The organism is Lysinibacillus sp. NPDC096418, from assembly GCF_044762775.1.
Classification (GTDB): Bacteria; Bacillota; Bacilli; order Bacillales_A; family Planococcaceae; genus Lysinibacillus.
Map to the genome: position 1 here is coordinate 1 of NZ_JBIWEY010000051.1, position 21,215 is coordinate 21,215.

Sequence of the window (21,215 nt, forward strand, 5' to 3'; positions counted from 1 at the left end):
TGGTGGGTCAATTTAGGCGTTGACACTCATGCATCATACAAGAGGGCTTTCTCTATTTCAAGCCCCTGAAAATCCTTCTAACAGGAATGCTCCTTTAAAGTATTTAGAAGAGATAGCACTTTGAATTAACAGCACTATCCTTTTACCATTTACCGCTATTTCAATGAAGCATTAATATTCTATTTTGTTTTCATGAATCCATATCCGGAATCTTCCGAAAATAAATCAAACAATAAAGATATGCACAAAAAGCAAATTGATAGGTATCAGAAGAACAATTTACTTTATATATTTCAATTTCTTCGCTAATTGCCGGCAGTGCCATATTAAGGATTGTTCTATCCAATGAAACCATGAACATTGCAAGGACGTTTACAATAATAACCACTTTCGCTTGATTGAAAGTTAATTTAATCACTTCTCTAAAAGATTATTTTTTGAGGCTGCTTGGTTTTATATCTTTCCAGTTCAATTGAATATAATTTACACACTCTTGACGATTATTTTCTCCATATACTATATCCCAACCACTCGGTACATTAATATAAGCTGGCCAAAGAGAATGCTGACCTTCGTTATTTGCCAATACAAAAAAAACACCATCATGTTCTTCAAAAGGATTTGTCATTAATCTTACTCCTTTCCTCTACTACTTCACCCCATATTTTTCCTCTAATATGTTTGCTATAATAAGACCAATCTTAGATAGTGGCTGGGGTTGACACATATCCTTATGCCTACATTCAATATCAAATTGTTCAATTCTTCCTTTTATAAAAGGCTGCCAAGACGATGGTTCAATCTGATCAAACCAATCAGGAATTATAGTTGATTTAAAAAATAGTAAATCGCCATCATATTCTTCTGGCACGTACTCGCTTAGAATCTGAATAGAATTTGCATACGTATCTTTCATATTTATAATAGTTTCGGTATCAAGACTCGCTAATGCACTCCCATCTTGTTGCAATATTTGTATTGCATTTTCTAAATCTAACGGTTGTCCCATAATATTATCAGGATCATATCCACCTAAAGCGAGTAAAGCTATTAATGCCTCCTCCTCTTTATTATTATCATTGGTAGTTAACAGGTGATTAGGATACGAATCTAACATTATTAAAAGCGCAACTTCTTCACCTAAACTTTGTAAGTGAACTGCCATTGCATGAATAACATTACCTCCTAATGACCAGCCAAGTAGATAATATGGCCCTTTAGGTTGTACTATACGCATTTTTCCAACATAATCTGCAGCCATTTCTTCTAAAGATTTTGGTTTGTTTTCTTTTTCCAAAATACTTTTTGCTTGCAGCCCATAGATAGGATAATTTGAACTTAGCGAAGTCATTAATCCGGCATAACACCAACTTAGTCCTCCAGCTGGATGTACACAAAAAAGAGGTGATTTATTTCCACTAGTTCTTAATGGTAATAATACTTCCAAAGCTTTTTTTTGATTGCTTCCTGTTTCTAGCCTCTGAACAAGACCACTAATCGTCGGCGCTTCAAAAAAGTCTCCAACTCCTAACTCTACTCCAAAAATACTTCTAATTCGGCTTATTAATTGAACGGCTAATAAAGAATGTCCTCCTAAATCAAAGAAGTTATCATCTATACCTATTTTCGGTAATTTTAAAATATCCATAAATACATCACATAATATTTCTTCCTGTGGTGTTCGCGGAATTCTATCAGTCGCCATTTGCGAAAAATCCGGATTAGGTAGTGATTTAGTATCCAATTTACCATTTGTTGTTAATGGTAATTCAGACATTTTCACAAATGCAGATGGAATCATATAATCTGGTAATTTGCTCGCTATATATTCACGCAATTCTGTTAATGGAATGTCCATATCTCCTCTTGAAACAATATAAGTAATCAGTCTCTTATCACCTTGTTCATCTTCATGAACAATTGATACAGCATGCTTTACATAGGGATGTTGAGCTAATACTGAATCGATTTCTCCTAATTCGATTCGGAAACCTCTGATTTTAATTTGATGATCAGAACGACCTATGTAATCTAAAGTTCCATCTTCTCTCCATCGGGCTAAATCTCCGGTTCTATACATTCTACTTCCATTTAATCCATAAGGATTAGCAATAAACCTTTCGGCAGTTAAAACAGGTCGTCCTAAGTAACCTCTTGCTAATCCGTTGCCACCTACATATAATTCTCCTATAACTCCTGGTGGAACTGGTTTTAAATAGTCGTCCAAAACATACAATTGAAGATCTTGTATCCCTGTTCCAATTAAACTGCTTGCCTGAACATATATTAGTTGTTTCCCTACTTCCATATAGCTGACATGTACAGTCGTTTCTGTAATACCATACATGTTAATGAGTTTGGGAGAATTTTCAGGATGTCGGTCATACCATTCTCCTAAACGTCCAAACTCCAATGCTTCTCCTCCAAAAATCACATAACGTAATACTAATTTTTTCCCTAATTCTTGATTTTCCCTTTCTGCCTGTACAAATTGATAAAAAGCAGATGGTGTCTGATTTAGCACTGTTACTTGTTCATTTACTACTAGTTTCAAGAAATCTTCAGGAGATCTACTTATTGAATATGGTACTATCACTAATCGCCCACCATACAATAATGCCCCCCATATTTCCCAAACTGAGAAATCAAAGGCAAATGAGTGGAACAATGTCCATACATCATTACTATTAAATCCATACCATTGATCTGTAGTAGCAAACAACCTTACAACATTTTGATGCGGAACAATTACACCTTTTGGAATTCCAGTTGAACCAGAGGTATAGATGATATATGCAGCATTTAGGGGCAATAATGGACGAACACGTTCATTATCAGCAATATTATTATGCTCTAAGGTAGCAAGTTCGTTTGCTAATTCAGAACTATTTATTTCAATAATCAGGTCCTTATGGATATCACTCAGTTTACTACTTGCTATTGACTCTGTCGTAATAAGATAGTTCGGATCCGAATCTTTCATAATAAATTCAATACGATCAATTGGGTATTCCGGATCTATTGGAACATATGCTGCACCAGACTTTAAAACAGCAAGAATACTAACAATTAGATCGATCGATCTTGGCATTGCTATTGCAACAAAGTCTTCAGGTCCAACCCCTTTTTTAATCAATAAACGTGCAAGTTGATTAGCCCTTTTATTAAGTTCAATATAACTTATAAATTCCTTCTCATAACACAATGCTCTAGCATGCGGATTACGTGCTGCTTGTTTTTCAAATAATGTCGTTAAACAACTCTCTTTTACAGGAGCAGCTGTTTTATTCCATTCCTTAATGATTTTTGTTTGTTCAGAAGGAGTCAGAATATCTAACTGATTAATATTTAATTCAGGTCTTACTATTGCTTCTTCCAATACTTTTATTAAACGTTTAATAAAGATTTCTATTGTCTTCCTTTTAAATAGTGAAGTACTATACTCCAATAATCCATTAATCCCTTTAGGGGCACCATTAGGGTCATATACCTCATTTAATTCGACCGTCATATCAAATTTCGAAGTTCCTACATTTAATATTTGTAAGTTCGTTTCTATATTTGATAGTTGAAATTGCATTTCAGGAGTATTTTGTAACACTAACATCACTTGAAATAAAGGATGTCGAGCTTGCGAGCGAGCTGGCTTTACAATTTCTACAAGTTTTTCGAAAGGAATATCCTGATGATCATATGCTTCTAAAGTTGTTTTTCTAACACGTTTAATTAACTCTAAAAAATTTGGATTTCCTGACATATCATGACGTAATACCAAGTTATTAATAAATAGTCCTACCAAGTTTTCTAAAGCTTTGTCGTTACGTCCCGCGATTGGGGAACCAATTGGTATATCTGTTCCAGCTCCTAATCTCGTTAATAAAGTAGCCAACCCTGCTTGTAAAACCATGAATAAACTTACGTTACTTTGACGAGCAAAAGTTACTAATTCCTGATGTAATTTTTCATCAATTTTAAAGGGGATTGTCTCTCCTTCTTGATTCGACTTTAAAGGGCGTGGAAAATCCGTTGGAATTGATAATTCATCTGGTAAACCAACTAACTTCTCTTTCCAATATTGAGATTGTTTTATTATTACACTATTTTCATCCATTTCATTCCCTAAAAAATCTTGTTGCCAAAGAGCGTAATCAACATATTGTACCTTTAATGATTGTAAACTACATGTTAGGTCAGACAAACTTGATTCGTATGCTATCGCTAATTCATCCATTAAAATTGGTAGAGATGAACCATCTCCAGCTATATGATGAAGTAAAATTAATAATACATGTTTGTCTGAGCCAAGATTAAATAAATGGAAGCGTATAGAAGGTTCATTTTCTAAATCAAAAGAGTAACGAGCAGCTGATTTTAATGCGCAGTCTAGTTCTTCCTCGTTAATATTAGACACAATGATAGTAGGCTTTACCTCTGTAGGCTCTAAAACAACTTGACAGGCTGTCCCGTTTTTTTCCAAAAAGATTGTTCGTAAAATTTCATGACGTTTCACGACAACAGAAATAGCTTCTTCTAAAGCAGAAATATTAATTTTCCCATCCATTTTTGAAATTACTGGTATGTTGTATGTAGGACTTGGCCCTTCCAATCTATATAAAAACCATAAGCGACGTTGTGCAAAGGATAACGGGATATCTTGTGGTTTTATTTGTTTTGTTACTGGCAATTGAACAACATTTTTTTGATTTAATATTTTTGCTAAATCCGCTATGGTAGGGTTTCGGAATATATCACCTATATTTAGCTCGGAGTCAAAGATCTCCTTGGCTCTAAAGATGATTTGCGAAGCTAACAAGGAATGCCCTCCTAGCTCGAAAAAATTATCATCTATGCCAATATCGCGGATTTTTAGGACATCTACAAAAATTTCTTGCAAAATTTCTTCCTTTAAGTTTCTAGGAGAGCCCCCTCTAATTAGTAAATTCATATCTGGCTTAGGTAAAGCTTTTCGATCCACTTTTTTATTCGGTGTGACAGGTATCTGGTTGATCATCATGAAAATAGCTGGCACCATATAGTTTGGTAAAGAAGAAGCTACATATTTTCTTAAATCTGCTACATCTAGATTATGTCCATCTGTTGGTACACAATATGCTACAATCATCTTCTCTTCAGGTTGGTCTTCTCTAACAATAACAATTACTTGTTTCACATTTTGATATTGAGCTATAACTTCCTCTATCTCACCACATTCAATACGAAACCCTCTAATTTTCACTTGATGATCCGCTCTACCAATATAATCAAGGTTACCGTGTTCATTCCAACGGACTAAATCTCCCGTTCTATACATTCTGCTTCCATGATTACCAAATGGATTTGCTACAAATCTCTCTGCTGTTAAATCTGCGCGACCGAAATAACCTTGTGCTAAACCTAAACCACCTATATATAACTCACCGATTACACCTGGTGGCACAGGTTGCAAATATCGATTTAATACATATACTTGTGTATTCCATGTAGGATTACCGATAAATGGTATTCCTTTATGATTACTATCCATTGAATAAAAAGTGGAATAAATCGTCGTTTCTGTTGGACCATATCCATTAATAACTTGACAGTTCATTTCTATTAAAGTATCAACTAATTGAGTCGGTAATGCTTCTCCCCCAGTAAGAATCTTCAATCCTCTTAATGCTGTTGAATCATAGTTAACAAGAGCATTCCAAAGGGTCGGAGTAGCTTGCATAACGGTAATGTTATGTTTCTCAATCATCCTACTTAAATTGGCAGGAGTTTGAACTGTCTCCTTATCAGCAATAACACAGCTCGCTCCGTTAATTATCGGTAAGAACAGTTCCACAATAGATATATCAAAAGAAATCGTTGTAACGGAAAGAATTCGGTCATTATGGTTCAACTGCAACTGATTGTTCATTGATAATAAAAGGTTAGTTAAACCTTGTGACGGCAAAACAACACCTTTGGGCTTACCTGTAGAACCAGATGTGTAAATCATATATGCCGGATGAAGTGGTGTATATTTACAATTTATATTATTATCTGGAAAGGCTTCTATGAGACCTCGAATTTCATCATCATCTAATACGAGGATACGTTCCTGATACTCAGGTAATACATCTATTATATTTTTGCTTGTTATAATATAAGTAGGCATTACATCTTCTAACATATAAGATATTCGATCACTTGGAAATTCCGGATCGATAGGCACATAGGCTGCACCCGCTTTCAGAACAGCTAACATTGCTATAACCATCTCTTCTGAGCGAGGAAGTGACAAAGCAATAAAATTCTCTGGTCCTACTCCCTTATCTATCAAGAAATGCGCTAACTGATTGGCATGACGATTTAGTTGTTGATAACTTAGCTGTCTATTTTCACATATAATTGCTATTTCATCAGGCGTTTGTTTAACTTGATCTTCAAAAAGTGAAGCTAAGCTTGAAAATGGTACATCCACATCGGTTTTATTCCAATCAATCAGTACTTGTTCCTTTTCTACTTCTAAAAGATAATCTAATCGACTAATTAGAGCTGACGGATCGCTTTTCGAAACAATATCCAAAAAATGCAAGAATCTTTCCAAATGTTTAGCTACTTCATCCACATTATAAATGGTTGGATTTGCTTCAAAATCAATTCTCACTGCCAATTCTGTCGTCTGTTCATAAATATTGATTGTAAAATCTTCTACTGGACCAGTTACTAACTTATGAGTAATGCCGTAAATACCTGCAAAATTCAAATTATACTCAAATGGCATTATATTAATTTGGGCTCCGAACAGGCGCTTCTGATCGTCGGCATATCTTTTAAGCTCTCTACGTAAATCCTCTTGACGAAATCTCTGATGTTGACTTAGCTGGCGTAATTCTCCTGTCACTAACTCTACAAGGTTACCAAAGGACATATTAGGCTTAACTTCTACTCGAAGTGGCAAGACATTTACTTTTGTGCATGGTATATTAATAGAAACAGATCCCATTCGCCCCATCATTGGAACAGCCAAAATTACATCATTTGTCCCGGTTAACTTTTGTAAATAAACAGCTGTAGCTGCCATGATAACTGCTTGCCAATTAGACCTCCATTTTTTAGCTTTTTCCTTTAATCCCTCTACAGTAGTCTGTGAAAGATTGCCAGTTTGTTGAACAGCGTAATTATGAGGATTTGCTACTTGTTCACTTAAACTAATAACTTCTGGATTATCACTAAATTTATTCAGCCAAAACTCGCGGTCTCTATTATAGGTTGAAGAAAATCGATACTGTTCTTCTTCTTCCAAAACAAGCTGAAATGAAGGAAATGATTTATGATTACTTTCAATCTTTTTATTTGTAACGAAATTCGTATACAAATTAGCTACTCGTTGAGAAATTAAAGAGAAACCATATGCATCTATTGCAATATGATGTATTCGTTGATACCAAAAGTAATGGTTATCTGCTAATTTAATAATAGCTTGTCTAAAAAGTAAATCTCGTGTTAAATCTATTGGATTAGATACATCTTGTTCCATCCAGGACAAAGCTGATTTCCTTGCATCCTGTTCTCCACTAACATCTATCATGTCAATATCAATATTATTAGGAGCAGAATATTGCTGTGATGGCCCTTCTTGATTTTCATCAAATCGAAAATGCAAAGTATCTGCTTCCAAAATAGTTTGTCGTATAGCGTCTATTAAATAACGCAGATCAATTGCTCCTGTTATTTCAACATATTCTGCTGTATTAAAAACAGGGTTGTTTGGATCCAATTGTTGAGCAAACCAAATACCTGCCTGAGCATTTGATAAAGACCATTTATTCCCACATTCCAACATTATTTGATTTCCTCCCTTTAAGATATTTCTTGCTTAGAAGAAAGTAATTCCCACCAATTTGCAATAGTTGGTTTTTCAGCTAATTTCATAAAGTTGATGTCAGGACACTCACTGCGCCATTCTTCGACTAGACTCATTAATCTGATGGAGTCCAATCCCATATCAACCAAATTCGTGTGATCATCTATTTCTGCAGGTGAAATATTTATCATTTCAACAACGGTATTTCTAACACCTTCAAGGGTAAGTGTAGGACTCATTTGTTTAGCTGTATCATTATCTAGTTCCTGTAAAACCAAATTTGTAGAAGTTGCCACACCGCAGCGCGCTGAAACATAATTCATTGCCATTTTGTGATAATCTAACGAAAAATCAGCAACAGCATCTACTACAAAAAATGGTTCAATATCTTCCATAAAAGCATCACAAGCTGTTAATAAACATCCAATGTGAGCATATACACCACAAATAATCAGTTGGTCCCTACCTTGTTCATTCATCATCGATAAAAGATTTGAACGTTTAAATGCACTATATCTCCATTTTGTATTAACCGTACTTGTTTCACTTGGTGCTATTTCATCTACTATTTTTGTTAAACAATCATCATCGGCTAAACCTGGTCCCCAAAAATCGGTCAGAAGAGCCCTGTCCTCTTTCTTTTGTGCCCCTGGTTGTGCGGTATAAACTATCGGTATTTGTAATTCTTCACATTTTTTCTTTATTTGTTTGATATTATCAATTAGTTCCACAAAAGGTGATTCGTTTGGGACGAATGGATTTAAAAAATATTGTTGCATATCATGAATAAGCAGAACAGCACGGTTTCTATCTAATTTCCAATTCACTTTTTTTTCTGGTAAATCATTTGTTCCTGGCATTTTATATGGATGGATAGCTGGAATAGCCATCGAATCCCTCCTTCAACTTTTAATTATTTTTTATTCTAGTTTTTACTTTTTCTAAGATTAATTCTCTGAGTGCTTTTTTATTAACTTTGCCTAAAGTCGTTTTAGGAAAGCAATCTACGAACTCAATTCGATCAGGTATTTTATATAAAGCTAGTCCTTTTTCTTTTAAATACTTTTTCAATTCAGCAGATGTTATTTCATTGTCTCTTTTTATAATGAAAGCACAAGAACGTTCTCCAAGGAATTCATCTGGCATTGATACCAAGGTAGCATCGTGTACTGCATGGTGGCTTAAAAGATGATTTTCTACTTCTTCTGCAGCAATTTTTTCTCCTCCACGATTAATTTGATCTTTCTCTCGCCCTTCTACAATAATGTATCCTGACTCCGTCATTCGTACTAGATCACCTGTACGATAAAAACCGTCAGACGTAAATGCTTTCTTATTATGGTCATTCGCATTATAGTAACCTCTAATTGTATAGGGGCCTCTTGTCAACAGATGTCCTACTTCTCCGGTCGCAATATCAAAATCATTTTCATCAACAATACGAATTTCATCAAAAGGTGACATCGGTTTTCCTTGGGTATGCACAATATTTTCTTCTGAATCATCAAGTTTCGTATAATTAACTAAGCCTTCTGCCATTCCAAAAACCTGTTGTAAAGTACAATTAAAGGTAGGACGTACCCGCTTAGCTGCCTCAGCACTGAACTTCGCTCCACCAACTTGTAATACTTCCAAGCTAGATAAGTCAAATGAACGTGTCGCTTTTGAATCTAACCATATTAAAGCCAATGGTGGCACTAAAGCTGTAATCGTTACCCGTTCTTTTTCAATTAACGGAAATGCTTCGTCAGGGCTCGCTCCAGAAGTAAGTACAACTTTTCCTCCTGCATACAATGTTCCAAAAACACCCGGTGAGCTCATCGGAAAATTATGAGCTATAGGCAAAACTGCTAAATAAGTACTGTCCTGATTCAGCAAGCATATTTCTGCACTTCTTCGTAAACTATAAATATAGTCATCATGCGTTCTAGGAATTAATTTAGATAATCCCGTACTTCCTCCTGATAATTGAAGAAAAGCAATATCATTTGGTCTAACTTCTGGAAAAAATGCTTTAGTTGATTCTTTGTATAAATCATATATAGAAACAAACTCTTCTGATTCACCGACAACAATTATTGATTTTAAGTTTGGAACTTTACTTTGAACTTCCCTAGCTAAGGCTCTATAGTCAAATCCTGCATGATAATCTGGAATTATATAAGCACTTGCTTCCGTAAATTCACAAAAATATGTTATTTCACTGCTTCGATGTAAAGGAAGAGAAAATACCGGTAAAGCACCAATTCGGAATAAAGCGAAACAGATATCGAAAAATTCTGTAATATTAGGTAATTGAACGACTACACGGTCATTCTTTTTAATTCCCATCTTTAAAAAGCCATTAGCTAAACAATTAACATTGTCATCTAGTTCTTTATAAGTAATGCTAATGTCACTATTTGTTATTGCGATTCGATCACCATATAAATTGGCTCTTTCACTAAGCATTCTGCCGAAGGTTTCGCCTCTCCAACAGTCATGATCCTGATACATTTTCACAAACTCTTCAGGCCAAGGCTTGCATCCTTGAAGCATTTTTTTGCACTTCCTTTATAAATAATTATTTAAATTCATTGCGGATAACATTGTGCGGAATTTAGCAGATGTTTCGGCCAATTCATCTTCTGGTTTTGAATCGGACATAATCCCCGCTCCAGCAAATAAACGTAAAGTATTATCCTGTACTTCTGCACAACGAATTGTTACAACCCATTCACCATCACCATTCTGGTCACACCATCCAATTATTCCTGTAAAGTATTCGCGATCAAATGGTTCTATTTCACAAATTTCTTCCCTAGCTTTTTCAGTAGGTGAACCGCATACCGCAGGAGTAGGATGCATTATTTTCGCCAATGTTAATGATGAGATAGATGTATCTTTTAATTCCCCTGTTATTTCCGTTGAAAGATGCCACATTGCTTCTGTTTGAATTAGCGAAGGTTTTTCAGGAACAATCAAAGACTTACACATTGCTTCCAAAGATTTTTTTACTGCCTTGACAACAACTGCATGTTCCGACAAATCCTTTTGGGACTCTAATAGTTCTTTGGCTCTTCTTTCGTCTTCAATCGGGTCCTTACTACGGGGTCTTGATCCTGCTAAAGGGTTAGCAAAAATGTGATCTCCCTTTTTAGAAACAAGAAGTTCTGGACTTGCTCCAATTATTGTTTTTTTCATTAATTCATTTTTTTCATGCATAGTTTGTTCGGTTATATCAGCTGCAAATGTATATCCTAGAGTATTATGCTTTGATAAATTACGTAAAATATTGCTAACGTTCACCTTCGAACTGGATGTAAGCTCTAAAATGCGACCAACCACAATTTTGTCCAATTGACCGCTAGATATTTTCTTTATTCCTTTTTTAACACCATGCATGTACTCAGAAGGTTCAGGTATGAACTTAAATTCATATGTAACAGCATCCTCTTTATGTCTTAATTCATCATTTCTTTCATACTTTGATGTCACTATAGTTTGTTTTGGAATAATAAGTTTTATTGGTTTTCTATAATCAAATGGAATTGCTCCCACTGCAATAGGATTTTCTACTCCATCTTGCTTTGCTTCATTTAATAATGCTCGTACATGTTCAGGAAAGTTACCATTTTGTACATTCTCATGAATAAAAGCATATTGACCTTTTCCCAGGATCGTTTGATTTGGTGAGGCTAAAAAGAAATCCCCAACCTCATATTTTTTTAGTAAATCTTTTTCTTTAATACATTTAGTTGTTTGTATCATGTACTTTTTCACCTCAATTTAAATTATTTATAGTATCTATTACTGCACACCTAATGTCGCTCCACCATCAATACATAGATTATTCATCGTAATGTGACCTGCTTTATTTGATAATAGAAACATTACCGCACCTGATATATCAGATGTTTTAGCAATTTTTTTCAAAGGAATTCCTATTCTATATTTTTCAAGCTCTCCTTGAATAACTCTTTCTTTTCCTTTACCATTCTCTGAAAATATACGTTGCATTTCAGTATCTGTGGAACCAGGTGATACGATGTTACAACGAATATTATATTGTGCTAATTCTAAGGCTAGGCACTTCATAAACATAATTGTAGCTGCTTTTGAAGCAGAATAAGCTGCCATAGACATTCTAGGGATACTTCCTGCATTTGAAGAAATAGTCACAATTGAACCTTTCTTTCTAGTAATCATTCTTTTACTCACAGAACGACACAAGTTAAAAACTCCTGTTGTATTAACTAAAAAAGTTCTTTCCCACTCTTGATCGGTAATAGAAGTAATCAATCCCATTTGTAAAACCCCTGCAACATTTATTAAAAATTCCACTGGTCCAATCTCTTTCTCAATACGTTCAACCAAAGTTTCAATCCTATTACCATTACTTACATCTTCAATATAACCAAAAATTTGATAGCTCATTTGCTTTAATTCATCTATAACCATTTCTAGCTTTTCACGATTACTATCAACGGCTACTACTATTGCTCCGCTCTCTAGTAAGGCACGGGCTATAGATTCTCCAATCCCATTAGCTGCCCCTGTAACTAAAGCTACTTTCCCTTTCATATCTTGCATATCCACTAATTATCACCTCCTTTCAATTGTGGTTGAATCACAAAATTGGTAATAATCCACTAATGAAATTATGTATAAACCAATTTTATTAAAGGAATTTATTGGTGCTCTATATAACACAATTAACCATTATCAGGAAAAAACCAATCACTAATTAATAATAATAATCATTCTCAATTAAAAGTCAATGGCTTAAATTTTTCTATAGACGATAATTTTTTATCTTTTTTAATTATTGTCCATGTGTAGATTACCATCCATTCCAATAGCGCTAAAACTTTGCTAAGGTTATCCCCGTAATGATAATAATTATCATTTCCAAAGAATTGAGCTGGTTAGACTCATTCATGTATTGAATTTTTTTAGACGGAAATGAGAAAAGGTGTAATTATAGGTGAGCTTATCGTGCTACTCTCTTCTTTTCATAGTTAGTTACATGAAATGAAAACATAGATTATAGAATATCAAAATCAGCTAGCCTAAAACGTACATATCTATCTAGTGAATGTGATTTGTACTGTAGGATTCATGATTCTTAATTTTAAGAGAACAATTAATCCAACAGATGACAGAAAAAGCATTAACCTTTAATCCAGAAGTCATTTTAGAAGAAAAGGTGAATGAAATCTTTAGAATAAAGGAGGCATTTTGGTATAAAAACAGAATCTGGTAATATTCATCTCTCTTAAAAATTATGGATTAAATGGTTATTATTTCAGGAGGTGGTCACACAGCAGTTGATTGGAAAAATGAACTGGAACCAATCGCCAAGAAAGGGTATCTTGCAAAAAGAAAAGATACTTTAAATGGATATGAAGCACAGGTACACAACTATTAAATAGTTCAGTAGAATGCCTCCTTCATACGGAAATCACAAAGCTACTTCTAAATCTGAACAGTGAATTCAATTAAGATGCTAAAGGAATAAATGTTACTAGCGGAAAAAATTATATGGCTGTTAACGAAGTGGTTGATTAAAAAGTGCATAGGGACATGCTAAGATGCATTTAATGCTGTTAATAAAGCAATTCATTCAATTAGATACAAAAGATAGTGGAATGATTTCTTTCTATAATGAGATTTTTCATCATCGAAATCAAAAACTTTTTGATAAACAAACAGAAGAAAATGTCGAAGTTGAAAATAGCATTTTAGTTTGTTCAGCTTTCAAGCAACAAAGGAGTCTTCAAGATGAAAAGGAAACTAAGACTTCCTCTATTAATAACTAGTCTATCAATGATATTGATTTTGACTATTGGAGTATGTGTGAGTGTTGGCACAATGAAAATACCCATACTTGAAACATATACGATTTTAATAGATAAAGTATTATTTTTAGATTCAAATGTAAATCCAACTTATTCAGGTATTATTTTAAAAATTAGGTTACCAAGAGTCATGATGGGCCTTGTGATTGGAGCCGGCTTAGCTTTATGTGGAGTTGTAATGCAAGCAATCGTGCAAAACCCACTTGCAGATCCGTTTCTATTAGGAATTTCCTCAGGAGGTTATCTTGGTGCTACGATTTTCATTATTTTAGGCGGTACAACAGCTGGAATTTTGAGTGGAGTGGGCTTATCGATTATAGCCTTTTTAGGTGCGCTTGCTGCAGCTAGTGCTGTGCTTTTTTTGGCTGCTTATAAAAGTAAGATGACGACAACGAAATTGATTTTATCCGGAACGATTATTAGTGCTGCTTGTTCAGCAGCAGCAAATTTTATTATTGCTATCTCAGGCACAGAAAGTACGATTACACGAATTACTTATTGGACGATGGGTTCCCTGTCCAGTTCAAAGTGGGAAAGTTTACTTATCCCCTTTCTTGTCACACTCATTTGTTCTATTTTCTTTTTAACACAATATCGTCCGTTAAATGCAATGCTACAAGGGGATGAAACGGCTATCACCTTGGGGATTAATATTCATTTTTATCGAAAATTATATATCATCATTGTGGCTCTTCTGACGGGAATTTTAGTCTCAACATGCGGCATTATAGGCTTTGTTGGCTTGATTATTCCACATATTGCAAGGGCTTTGACTGGGGCAAATCATCGAAGTCTCATTACCGTATCCATGTTACTTGGTGCAATTTTCTTAATGGGGGTTGATGCAATTGCAAGAACGATTATCGAAAACGTTGAATTACCGATCGGCATCTTTACCGCTTTAGTTGGTGCACCCTTTTTTGCCTATATTATGATTCGCAAAAATTACAATTTCTAAAACGAATAAGGAGAGTATTTATGGATTTGCAATTAGAAGATATAGAAATCGATATTGGAACGAAGAAAATTATTAACGGAATTGATTTGAGTGTTTTCAACCATTCTTTTGTTGCCCTTCTCGGTCCCAATGGTAGTGGCAAGTCGACATTATTAAAAGCTATTTATCGCGTACTACGACCGTCTCAAGGAACAATTAATTTAGATGATTTATCAATTGATAAGATACCAGTGAAAACAATTGCGCAAAATATGTCGGTTGTATCACAGTTTCAAAGTAACAGCTTTGATTTTAACGTTGAAGAGGTTGTTATGATGGGAAGAACCCCCCATTTGAAACTGATGGAAAAGGAAAGTAGCAAAGATCTTGTAATTGTAGAAAATGCATTAAGAAAAACAGGACTACTGGAATATAGAAATCGAAAGGTACTCCAATTATCCGGCGGTGAAAAACAGAGAGTGGCATTAGCGAGGGCAGTTGCGCAAAATCCGTCTTTGATGATTCTTGATGAACCAAGCAATCATTTAGATATCAAATATCAACTGGAAATTTTGAATATTATTAAGAATTTAAATATTAATGTATTATCAGCATTACATGATATTTCTATGGCAGCGCAATTTTGCGATTATATTTACTTTCTTAAAAAGGGACAAATTGTTTGTCATGGCACCCCTAAGGAAGTGATAACAAAAGAAATTATTAAAGATATATATGAAGTTGATTGTGAAGTTTTTCAAGATCCATATACCGAAAATATTTGTATTAGCTATTACAAACCAACAATATAAAGTATTTCAGGAGGCTTATTATGAAAAAAGGATTATTGCTATTTATCACAGTTATTGTATCAGCTTTATTATTAGTTGCATGCAATCAAGAATCAACAGAGAAAGTAAACAGCAAAGAAGACACTAATGAAGAGAAAAACTCTAATCGTACCGCGTATCCTTTAGAAATTGAAATTTATGACGCTCAGGGTAATACATATACACAAACTTTTGAAAAAGCACCAGAGCGTATAGTGACAAACAATCCTTCATCAATTGAACTATTACTTGAGTTAGGGTTGGAAGATAAAATTGTTGGAATTTTAAATCCTGATAATGAAGTAAAAGGAAAACATGCTGAAACCATTGCCAAACTTCATAATTTAGGAGATAAAAAGACCGTTTCACGAGAGACAGTAGTCGGCATAGAGCCAGATATAGTTGTCGGACGCTCAGTAATGTTTAATGATGAAAATATTGGTTCAATCGCTACTTTAAATCAATTTGAAATAAATGTTTATTCTCAATCGGCAAGTCATATTAACCAAAATCCAAAATTAACATCAGTCATTGATGATGTATTAACATTAGGGAAAATTTTTGATGTGAATGATAGAGCTGAAGAGTATGCAGCTGAATTACAAGCTCGCTATGACAAAATAGTTAAAAAAATAAAAGAAAATAAAACAGATGAAAAATTAACGATCTTAGCGATGGCTCGTTTTGATACAAGTGCAGGAACATTTTCAAACTTTATTACTTCACAAGGATTGCAGAAAGATGCAATAGAAGTAATAAATCTTGAGTCGGCCATGGAAGGCAGTAATGGTGGATTGAACTATGAGTCGTTAATTAGTACTAATCCAGATGTGATTCTTTATATAACTGCAGACCGTAACATTGAATACGATTCAAAAGCTATTGAAACACTTTTATCTGAACCGTTAATTAAGGATGTTAGTGCCATTAGCGAAGGCCATATTTATGAGACAACATATGATGACTTTATGGATTATGGTGTACGTATTTTTGATATAGTAGAGACGCTAAGTAATGAACTTTATGGGAAATAAGAAGTAAGAGTTTATGGGAAGGTTCAAAGCCGCTTTGAACCTTCCCTATCTTATCTGTTGGGGCTGCGTAGTCTGACTGCAGAGGGGCAAATACCAATATGTTTTTTAAAAAGCCTGCTGAAATAAAAATGATCTTTATAACCAACTCTTTCAGCTATTTCACAAATTAATAGATCCGTAGTTTCTAATAGCTCCAGAGCTATTTTTAATCGATAATCAATTAAGTAATTAATCGGTCGTTTATCGGTGTATTTTTTAAACAAATAAGAAATTTTAGATTTTTCCACATTTGCTAAGGTTGCTAGTTTTTCTAAATTAAAATCTTCATGGTAGTGATTATTAATGTAATGAATTAAGTCTTTTACGATAGTATAATCGCAAATTGGTAAATCCTTTTTTTGACTTTGTAAAAGTGTGAATAATTTTTCTGTTTGTATGTTTTCTTGCAAAAGTTTTTTTGATTCAGTTGATTTGCTAAGTCTGACAAGTTCTATTAGCAGTTTATAAGCTTCATCAAAAATGTTCGAAATTTCCATTTCAAATAAGGGCCTTTTTATTAATTGATGGAAAATATTAATATAAGAGAAATTTTCTTTGCTTAAAACAGATATTTTAATATTTGTAGCATAGGGAATATAAATCATTTTTCCAGGTTTGGCCAATAAAGATTGGTTATCCAATTGAATTGTTGCTTCACCTTTAATAGGGAACATAAGGGCTGAAGTCATTGTTTGATAGTTCAAAGATTTTGCCGCGTTAATATTAACTGCAATAGTACTATGAACAATTAAACTGCCCGACTGATAGGCATGAAACAACATGTTAATATGATTGTTATTAGCCATTAAATCCCTCCTATGTATATTTATTCATATCAATATAATATTATTATAGCAATAAATGATAATCATTTTCAAGTAGATATAAAGAACTGGTCCATGCTATTCTACATATATACAACATTTGCGACATACAACTTCTTTTCGATTTACACTTGCGAAGACCAGAAAAGTTTTCCACACACTAATTTTTTTATTATGTAATAGTTAAAATGTAGAATGACATCACAGGATGTCATTCTATTAATAAAGTGAAAAAGGAAGTAGTAATCGGCGAAAACATCGCCCTTTGCTATTTTTATTAAAAAAGACCTGAAACCACTGCTATTAAAGCAATCACGTAAACCACTGAACGCAAATTTTAGATATTTATGAATAATAGATAGCAAGCCGCAACGAGTAACCGTAAATTCAGCCACTCTTTTCTGGCTGAAAACAGGCTACTCGCAAAGAAGCTCGCCATCCTGAAATTTTTTTCTTCATGGAATACTTTGAGAGATTGGTAAGTTCACCATGATGAAATAGCGAGAAGACGAAACGGTTTTCTTCGGCATGTCGCGGCCTTTTCTTGCTGTCGGCTTTTTTCTCTACAGACGTGGGATTATGAAAAAAGCGCCCTCTGCTTGATCTTTTAAGTATTAAAATTTTATTCAGTTGTTCAATACTTCTTCAGCGGTTCACTTACGTTCATCTTTGTTAAATCTCACAGAATTGATGTATTTCACCTTTTTGCTAGGTGCTCACCGCCAACGAGATTTTTAGTCAGTATAAGAAAACTAAAAACAGCTTGTGAATTTTGCTCACAAGCTGCTTTTAGATTAACTTCAAATTTTAAATTCTACTGTTTGTTTAGAATACAGTTTGATAAAAAAATTTCAATTCAATCCTTATTTAATAACAAATGCAAAACTTGATTTTGGAAAATATTTATTAAATCGGAGTTTTTTCGATCAATTCCCCTTGTGTAGTTCAACTAAAGCCCCGGTTAGCTTAATAAAACTTGATTTCCCTTAATTGTACAATAGAAAACTTTGACTAAGTGAGCTACACTCATACACAAAAAGACCTATTTATTAATTTATGTATTATGAAACTAACAAAAAAGACAGGCACTGTGACCTGTCTTTAATCAATTAAATATTGATAAGTTTTTCATTAATTATGATTATAAATTACATAAGTTCCAGCAATCAAATCGTGAAGGGTCCTTTTATCACTTCGAAATCCAACCATGAATGTACTCACAATCATTCCTATGCCAAGAGTTACAATATCAATAATTTCAGCTAAAAGAGTACACAGCAGCATCGTACCTATGCCTAAATTGTCACCATTCACTTTAGCATTACGAATTCTAGTTAATTTCCCCCAACTTTATACCCTGACCAAATAACAGGGGTAACTTGGTAATGTAAAACGTCCGAACCAGCAAGTCTTCGCATGTTGCTTTTCTCCATAAGAACTATTTGTTATATTTTTTCAGAAGTTCTGCTATTTCTCGTTCGTCCGACTGGATGGCTACCATAGATGCGGTCATACTTTCAATATCTTTTATGCTAGGATCAGCCCCTAGATTGAGGAGTACCTTGACAGTTTCCAAATCAGAACTGTATACCGCAGAAAATAAAGCTGTCATTCCACTGGCGTCTTGGTAATTGAGATCCCCTCCATTTTCAACAAGAAGTCTTACCATATTCGGATCCCCTATTTCAGCTGCCGTCATTAATGCCGTATTTCCATAACTGTTTTCATAATTCGAATCTGCACCTGAGTCTAGCAACAAATCAACCATTTGGGGGTTACCGCCCTTAATAGCCCAATCTAATGCCGTATTCCCATAAAAATCTTCCTGATATACGTCTTCGCCTTTTTCAATCAACTGATTTACCTTATCAAAATCATCATTTGCCACTGCGGCGATAAAGGACGGAATTTCCTCTTCAACTTCTGCGTATTCTTCAAACTCTTCCATCGGATCATACAAGAGGACCTCTCTTACAAGATAGTAAGATCCACCTGACAACACCAACAATGAAACCAATGATCCAATGCCAAAAACCCATACTGCTTTTGATTTTTTAAGAAGAATGAATCCCTGGTCTGTTTCTCCATACACCCGGCTGATCTCGTTTATTCGTTTTGGAAGTGGCGGATGGGTAGATAAAACCTCACTTAGCCAGACAAAGAACCCTTTTTCATTGTTTAATTGCTCAATATATTCAACCTTGTTGACATGTAAATAAAGATTTTTCCCAACTGCAACATGGTTAGGCTATTTTTTGCTGCCTCATTATTTCCTGTATAATAGGCAGCATATCGATCACAAGTATACTCACAGGCGCGTAGATAAAGTTCTGCGATTCCCGGTATCCACATAGCAGGTAAAATTAACATTTGTTTAGACAAATGTTTCCGCTTTATATGGGCAAGTTCATGGGCAAGGATAAAGTTTAACTCATCCTCATTATTAGTATTAATAAGTTCAAAAATCTCGGCGTAGATAACTACCATATTACGTCCGAAAAAACGGGTTGCAAATGCATTTAGCATACCGCTAGACTCCATAACATAAATGTCCGGAACTTTAGTGATCCCCATTTTTTCACATAATTCCTCTGCTGTTGTATAAACCTTAGGAAACTGCGTTGTACTCAATCTAACAGCATTTGTCCGAATGTTCCCAATCATCAAGGCATTGAGGAATAGCGAAATTATGGCTATACCGAGCAAAATGAGAATCCCGACAATCGACACGACCAAGACAATATAAGTTAAAATACTAATTACAAGCACAAGCCAAAAATATCTCTTTTCATTTTTATGAATCAAGTCTTTTGGTAAAATCATATATTCATTCATTTTTATGTATCTCCTAAAACAAAGTTAAGGAGATTATATCTTTGATAGATCCTATTGAACAGTAAATATTTATTCCAAAATATGAATATCCAACCATCAAAATTTAATGTAGGATATTAATTTCTTCCTATGTTGCCAATGTTAATTTCACCTTGATCTCTGCTGCCCCGTTAGCCTTCCATATCGCGTAAAATCAACGCTACACCACAGAAAATTAAAGATGATTATGTTCTTTCTTGTGAGTGGAGTAAAAAGGCTGTTTTCTCAAAGTTTGCTGCTTCTGGTTTGGCTATCTTGTTCAACTAAATCCCCTGTTAATTGAATAAGAACAGAGACGTTTATTAAACAAACGCGCCCTATTGTTCAATTACTTCATGATAAAACTTACAATAACTGAAGTACGATTTCCACCTGATTATTAAATAATTATTTGAATAACAATTATAATATAAAAAAACGAAATAAATATATTGATAAACGATAATAAATAGACTAATATCGTATTAAATCAGTGAGGTGCTTCAAATGAATGTTAAACTAAGTTCAACTTTATTCTTAAAGTTCGTTGCTTTTCTTATTGGAATTGCGGTACTTGCTGTGTGTATATATTGGTTACCTCAAGCAGCTATACGAGATGCGAAAGTGCGTCCAGGAGATTACTCGATATATCCATTGTTAGTATGTGCGTATGGAGTATGCATTACGTTTTCTGTTGCGTTGTATCAAGCATATAAACTATTGAGTTATATCAATATAAACAATGCTTTTTCTGAGGTATCCCTTAAATCCTTGAAGGTTATAAAAAAATGCGCTTTTACAATTATTTTCTTCATTTTGTTTTTAATAGTTTACTTAAGGGTTTTTGCTATGTTCACGGGTGAAGACGCAGCAGGTCCGATAGCACTTGGTCTTATAGGGATTTTAGTAACAGCTATCATCGCTGCCATTATAGACGTACTTCAAAAGCCCATAAAAAATATCCAAGAAAAAATGTAGGTGTTTATTTTGCAAGTATAATAACTACTTTCCCTACTGAACTATG

The 21,215-nt window shown here is 34.2% G+C and carries 15 protein-coding genes; 5 read left to right on the forward strand and 10 right to left on the reverse strand.

All coding sequences use genetic code 11. From position 1 onward, the window contains the following. Window positions 1-430: 430 nt before the first annotated feature. From ACIQZG_RS22920 to ACIQZG_RS22945, 6 genes are read right to left on the reverse strand one after another with little or no spacing between them, the layout of a single operon-like run. The gene (locus ACIQZG_RS22920; protein WP_402758222.1) at window positions 431-628 is read right to left on the reverse strand and encodes an MbtH family protein; all 198 of its coding nucleotides are present in this window, start codon (window positions 626-628) and stop codon (window positions 431-433) included. A gap of 21 nt (window positions 629-649) precedes the next feature. After that, window positions 650-7,813: an amino acid adenylation domain-containing protein gene (locus ACIQZG_RS22925; RefSeq protein WP_402758224.1), complete on the reverse strand. Its 7,164-nt coding sequence runs from the start codon at window positions 7,811-7,813 to the stop codon at window positions 650-652. 17 nt (window positions 7,814-7,830) lie between these two features. Continuing rightward, window positions 7,831-8,724: an isochorismatase family protein gene (locus ACIQZG_RS22930; protein ID WP_402758225.1), complete on the reverse strand. Its 894-nt coding sequence runs from the start codon at window positions 8,722-8,724 to the stop codon at window positions 7,831-7,833. A gap of 19 nt (window positions 8,725-8,743) precedes the next feature. Further along, window positions 8,744-10,372 (reverse strand): (2,3-dihydroxybenzoyl)adenylate synthase, encoded by a 1,629-nt coding sequence (locus ACIQZG_RS22935; protein WP_402758227.1) that lies wholly within the window; start codon window positions 10,370-10,372, stop codon window positions 8,744-8,746. 15 nt (window positions 10,373-10,387) lie between these two features. Continuing rightward, window positions 10,388-11,584: an isochorismate synthase DhbC gene (gene dhbC, locus ACIQZG_RS22940; protein WP_402758229.1), complete on the reverse strand. Its 1,197-nt coding sequence runs from the start codon at window positions 11,582-11,584 to the stop codon at window positions 10,388-10,390. A 39-nt stretch (window positions 11,585-11,623) separates the two neighbouring features. Then, window positions 11,624-12,412, reverse strand: a complete 789-nt coding sequence (locus ACIQZG_RS22945) for a 2,3-dihydro-2,3-dihydroxybenzoate dehydrogenase (RefSeq protein ID WP_402758231.1) — start codon at window positions 12,410-12,412, stop codon at window positions 11,624-11,626. Between the two features lie 697 nt (window positions 12,413-13,109). Here ACIQZG_RS22945 and ACIQZG_RS22950 point away from each other — a divergent pair. The 4 genes from ACIQZG_RS22950 (at window position 13,110) to ACIQZG_RS22965 (ending at window position 16,475) form a co-directional block, all read left to right on the forward strand. Next, window positions 13,110-13,244, forward strand: coding sequence for a hypothetical protein (locus ACIQZG_RS22950; RefSeq protein ID WP_402758233.1), 135 nt, complete (start codon window positions 13,110-13,112; stop codon window positions 13,242-13,244). 353 nt (window positions 13,245-13,597) lie between these two features. Continuing rightward, window positions 13,598-14,632 carry a FecCD family ABC transporter permease gene (locus ACIQZG_RS22955; protein WP_402758235.1) on the forward strand — a complete coding sequence of 345 codons (1,035 nt, stop codon included), beginning with the start codon at window positions 13,598-13,600 and terminating at the stop codon, window positions 14,630-14,632. Window positions 14,633-14,652: 20 nt separating this feature from the next. After that, the gene (locus ACIQZG_RS22960) at window positions 14,653-15,423 is read left to right on the forward strand and encodes an ABC transporter ATP-binding protein (RefSeq protein ID WP_402758237.1); all 771 of its coding nucleotides are present in this window, start codon (window positions 14,653-14,655) and stop codon (window positions 15,421-15,423) included. A 20-nt stretch (window positions 15,424-15,443) separates the two neighbouring features. Next, window positions 15,444-16,475, forward strand: a complete 1,032-nt coding sequence (locus tag ACIQZG_RS22965; RefSeq protein ID WP_402758239.1) for an ABC transporter substrate-binding protein — start codon at window positions 15,444-15,446, stop codon at window positions 16,473-16,475. Between the two features lie 50 nt (window positions 16,476-16,525). Here the strand turns inward: ACIQZG_RS22965 and ACIQZG_RS22970 are convergent, their stop codons facing one another. The 4 genes from ACIQZG_RS22970 to ACIQZG_RS22980 form a co-directional block, all read right to left on the reverse strand. Continuing rightward, window positions 16,526-17,320 carry an AraC family transcriptional regulator gene (locus ACIQZG_RS22970; protein WP_402758241.1) on the reverse strand — a complete coding sequence of 265 codons (795 nt, stop codon included), beginning with the start codon at window positions 17,318-17,320 and terminating at the stop codon, window positions 16,526-16,528. Between the two features lie 1,149 nt (window positions 17,321-18,469). Continuing rightward, complete coding sequence (locus ACIQZG_RS24580; protein ID WP_483869798.1) at window positions 18,470-18,667, reverse strand: RDD family protein; 198 nt, start codon at window positions 18,665-18,667, stop codon at window positions 18,470-18,472. A gap of 109 nt (window positions 18,668-18,776) precedes the next feature. Beyond that, window positions 18,777-19,430 (reverse strand): ankyrin repeat domain-containing protein, encoded by a 654-nt coding sequence (locus ACIQZG_RS22975; protein ID WP_402758243.1) that lies wholly within the window; start codon window positions 19,428-19,430, stop codon window positions 18,777-18,779. Between the two features lie 86 nt (window positions 19,431-19,516). Next, window positions 19,517-20,173: a M48 family metallopeptidase gene (locus tag ACIQZG_RS22980; protein ID WP_402758245.1), complete on the reverse strand. Its 657-nt coding sequence runs from the start codon at window positions 20,171-20,173 to the stop codon at window positions 19,517-19,519. Between the two features lie 525 nt (window positions 20,174-20,698). On the opposite strand from ACIQZG_RS22980, the gene ACIQZG_RS22985 reads away from it, so the two are divergent. Next, entirely contained in the window at window positions 20,699-21,169 is a 471-nt protein-coding gene (locus ACIQZG_RS22985; RefSeq protein ID WP_402758247.1) for a DUF2975 domain-containing protein, read from the forward strand. Window positions 21,170-21,215 lie beyond the last annotated feature (46 nt).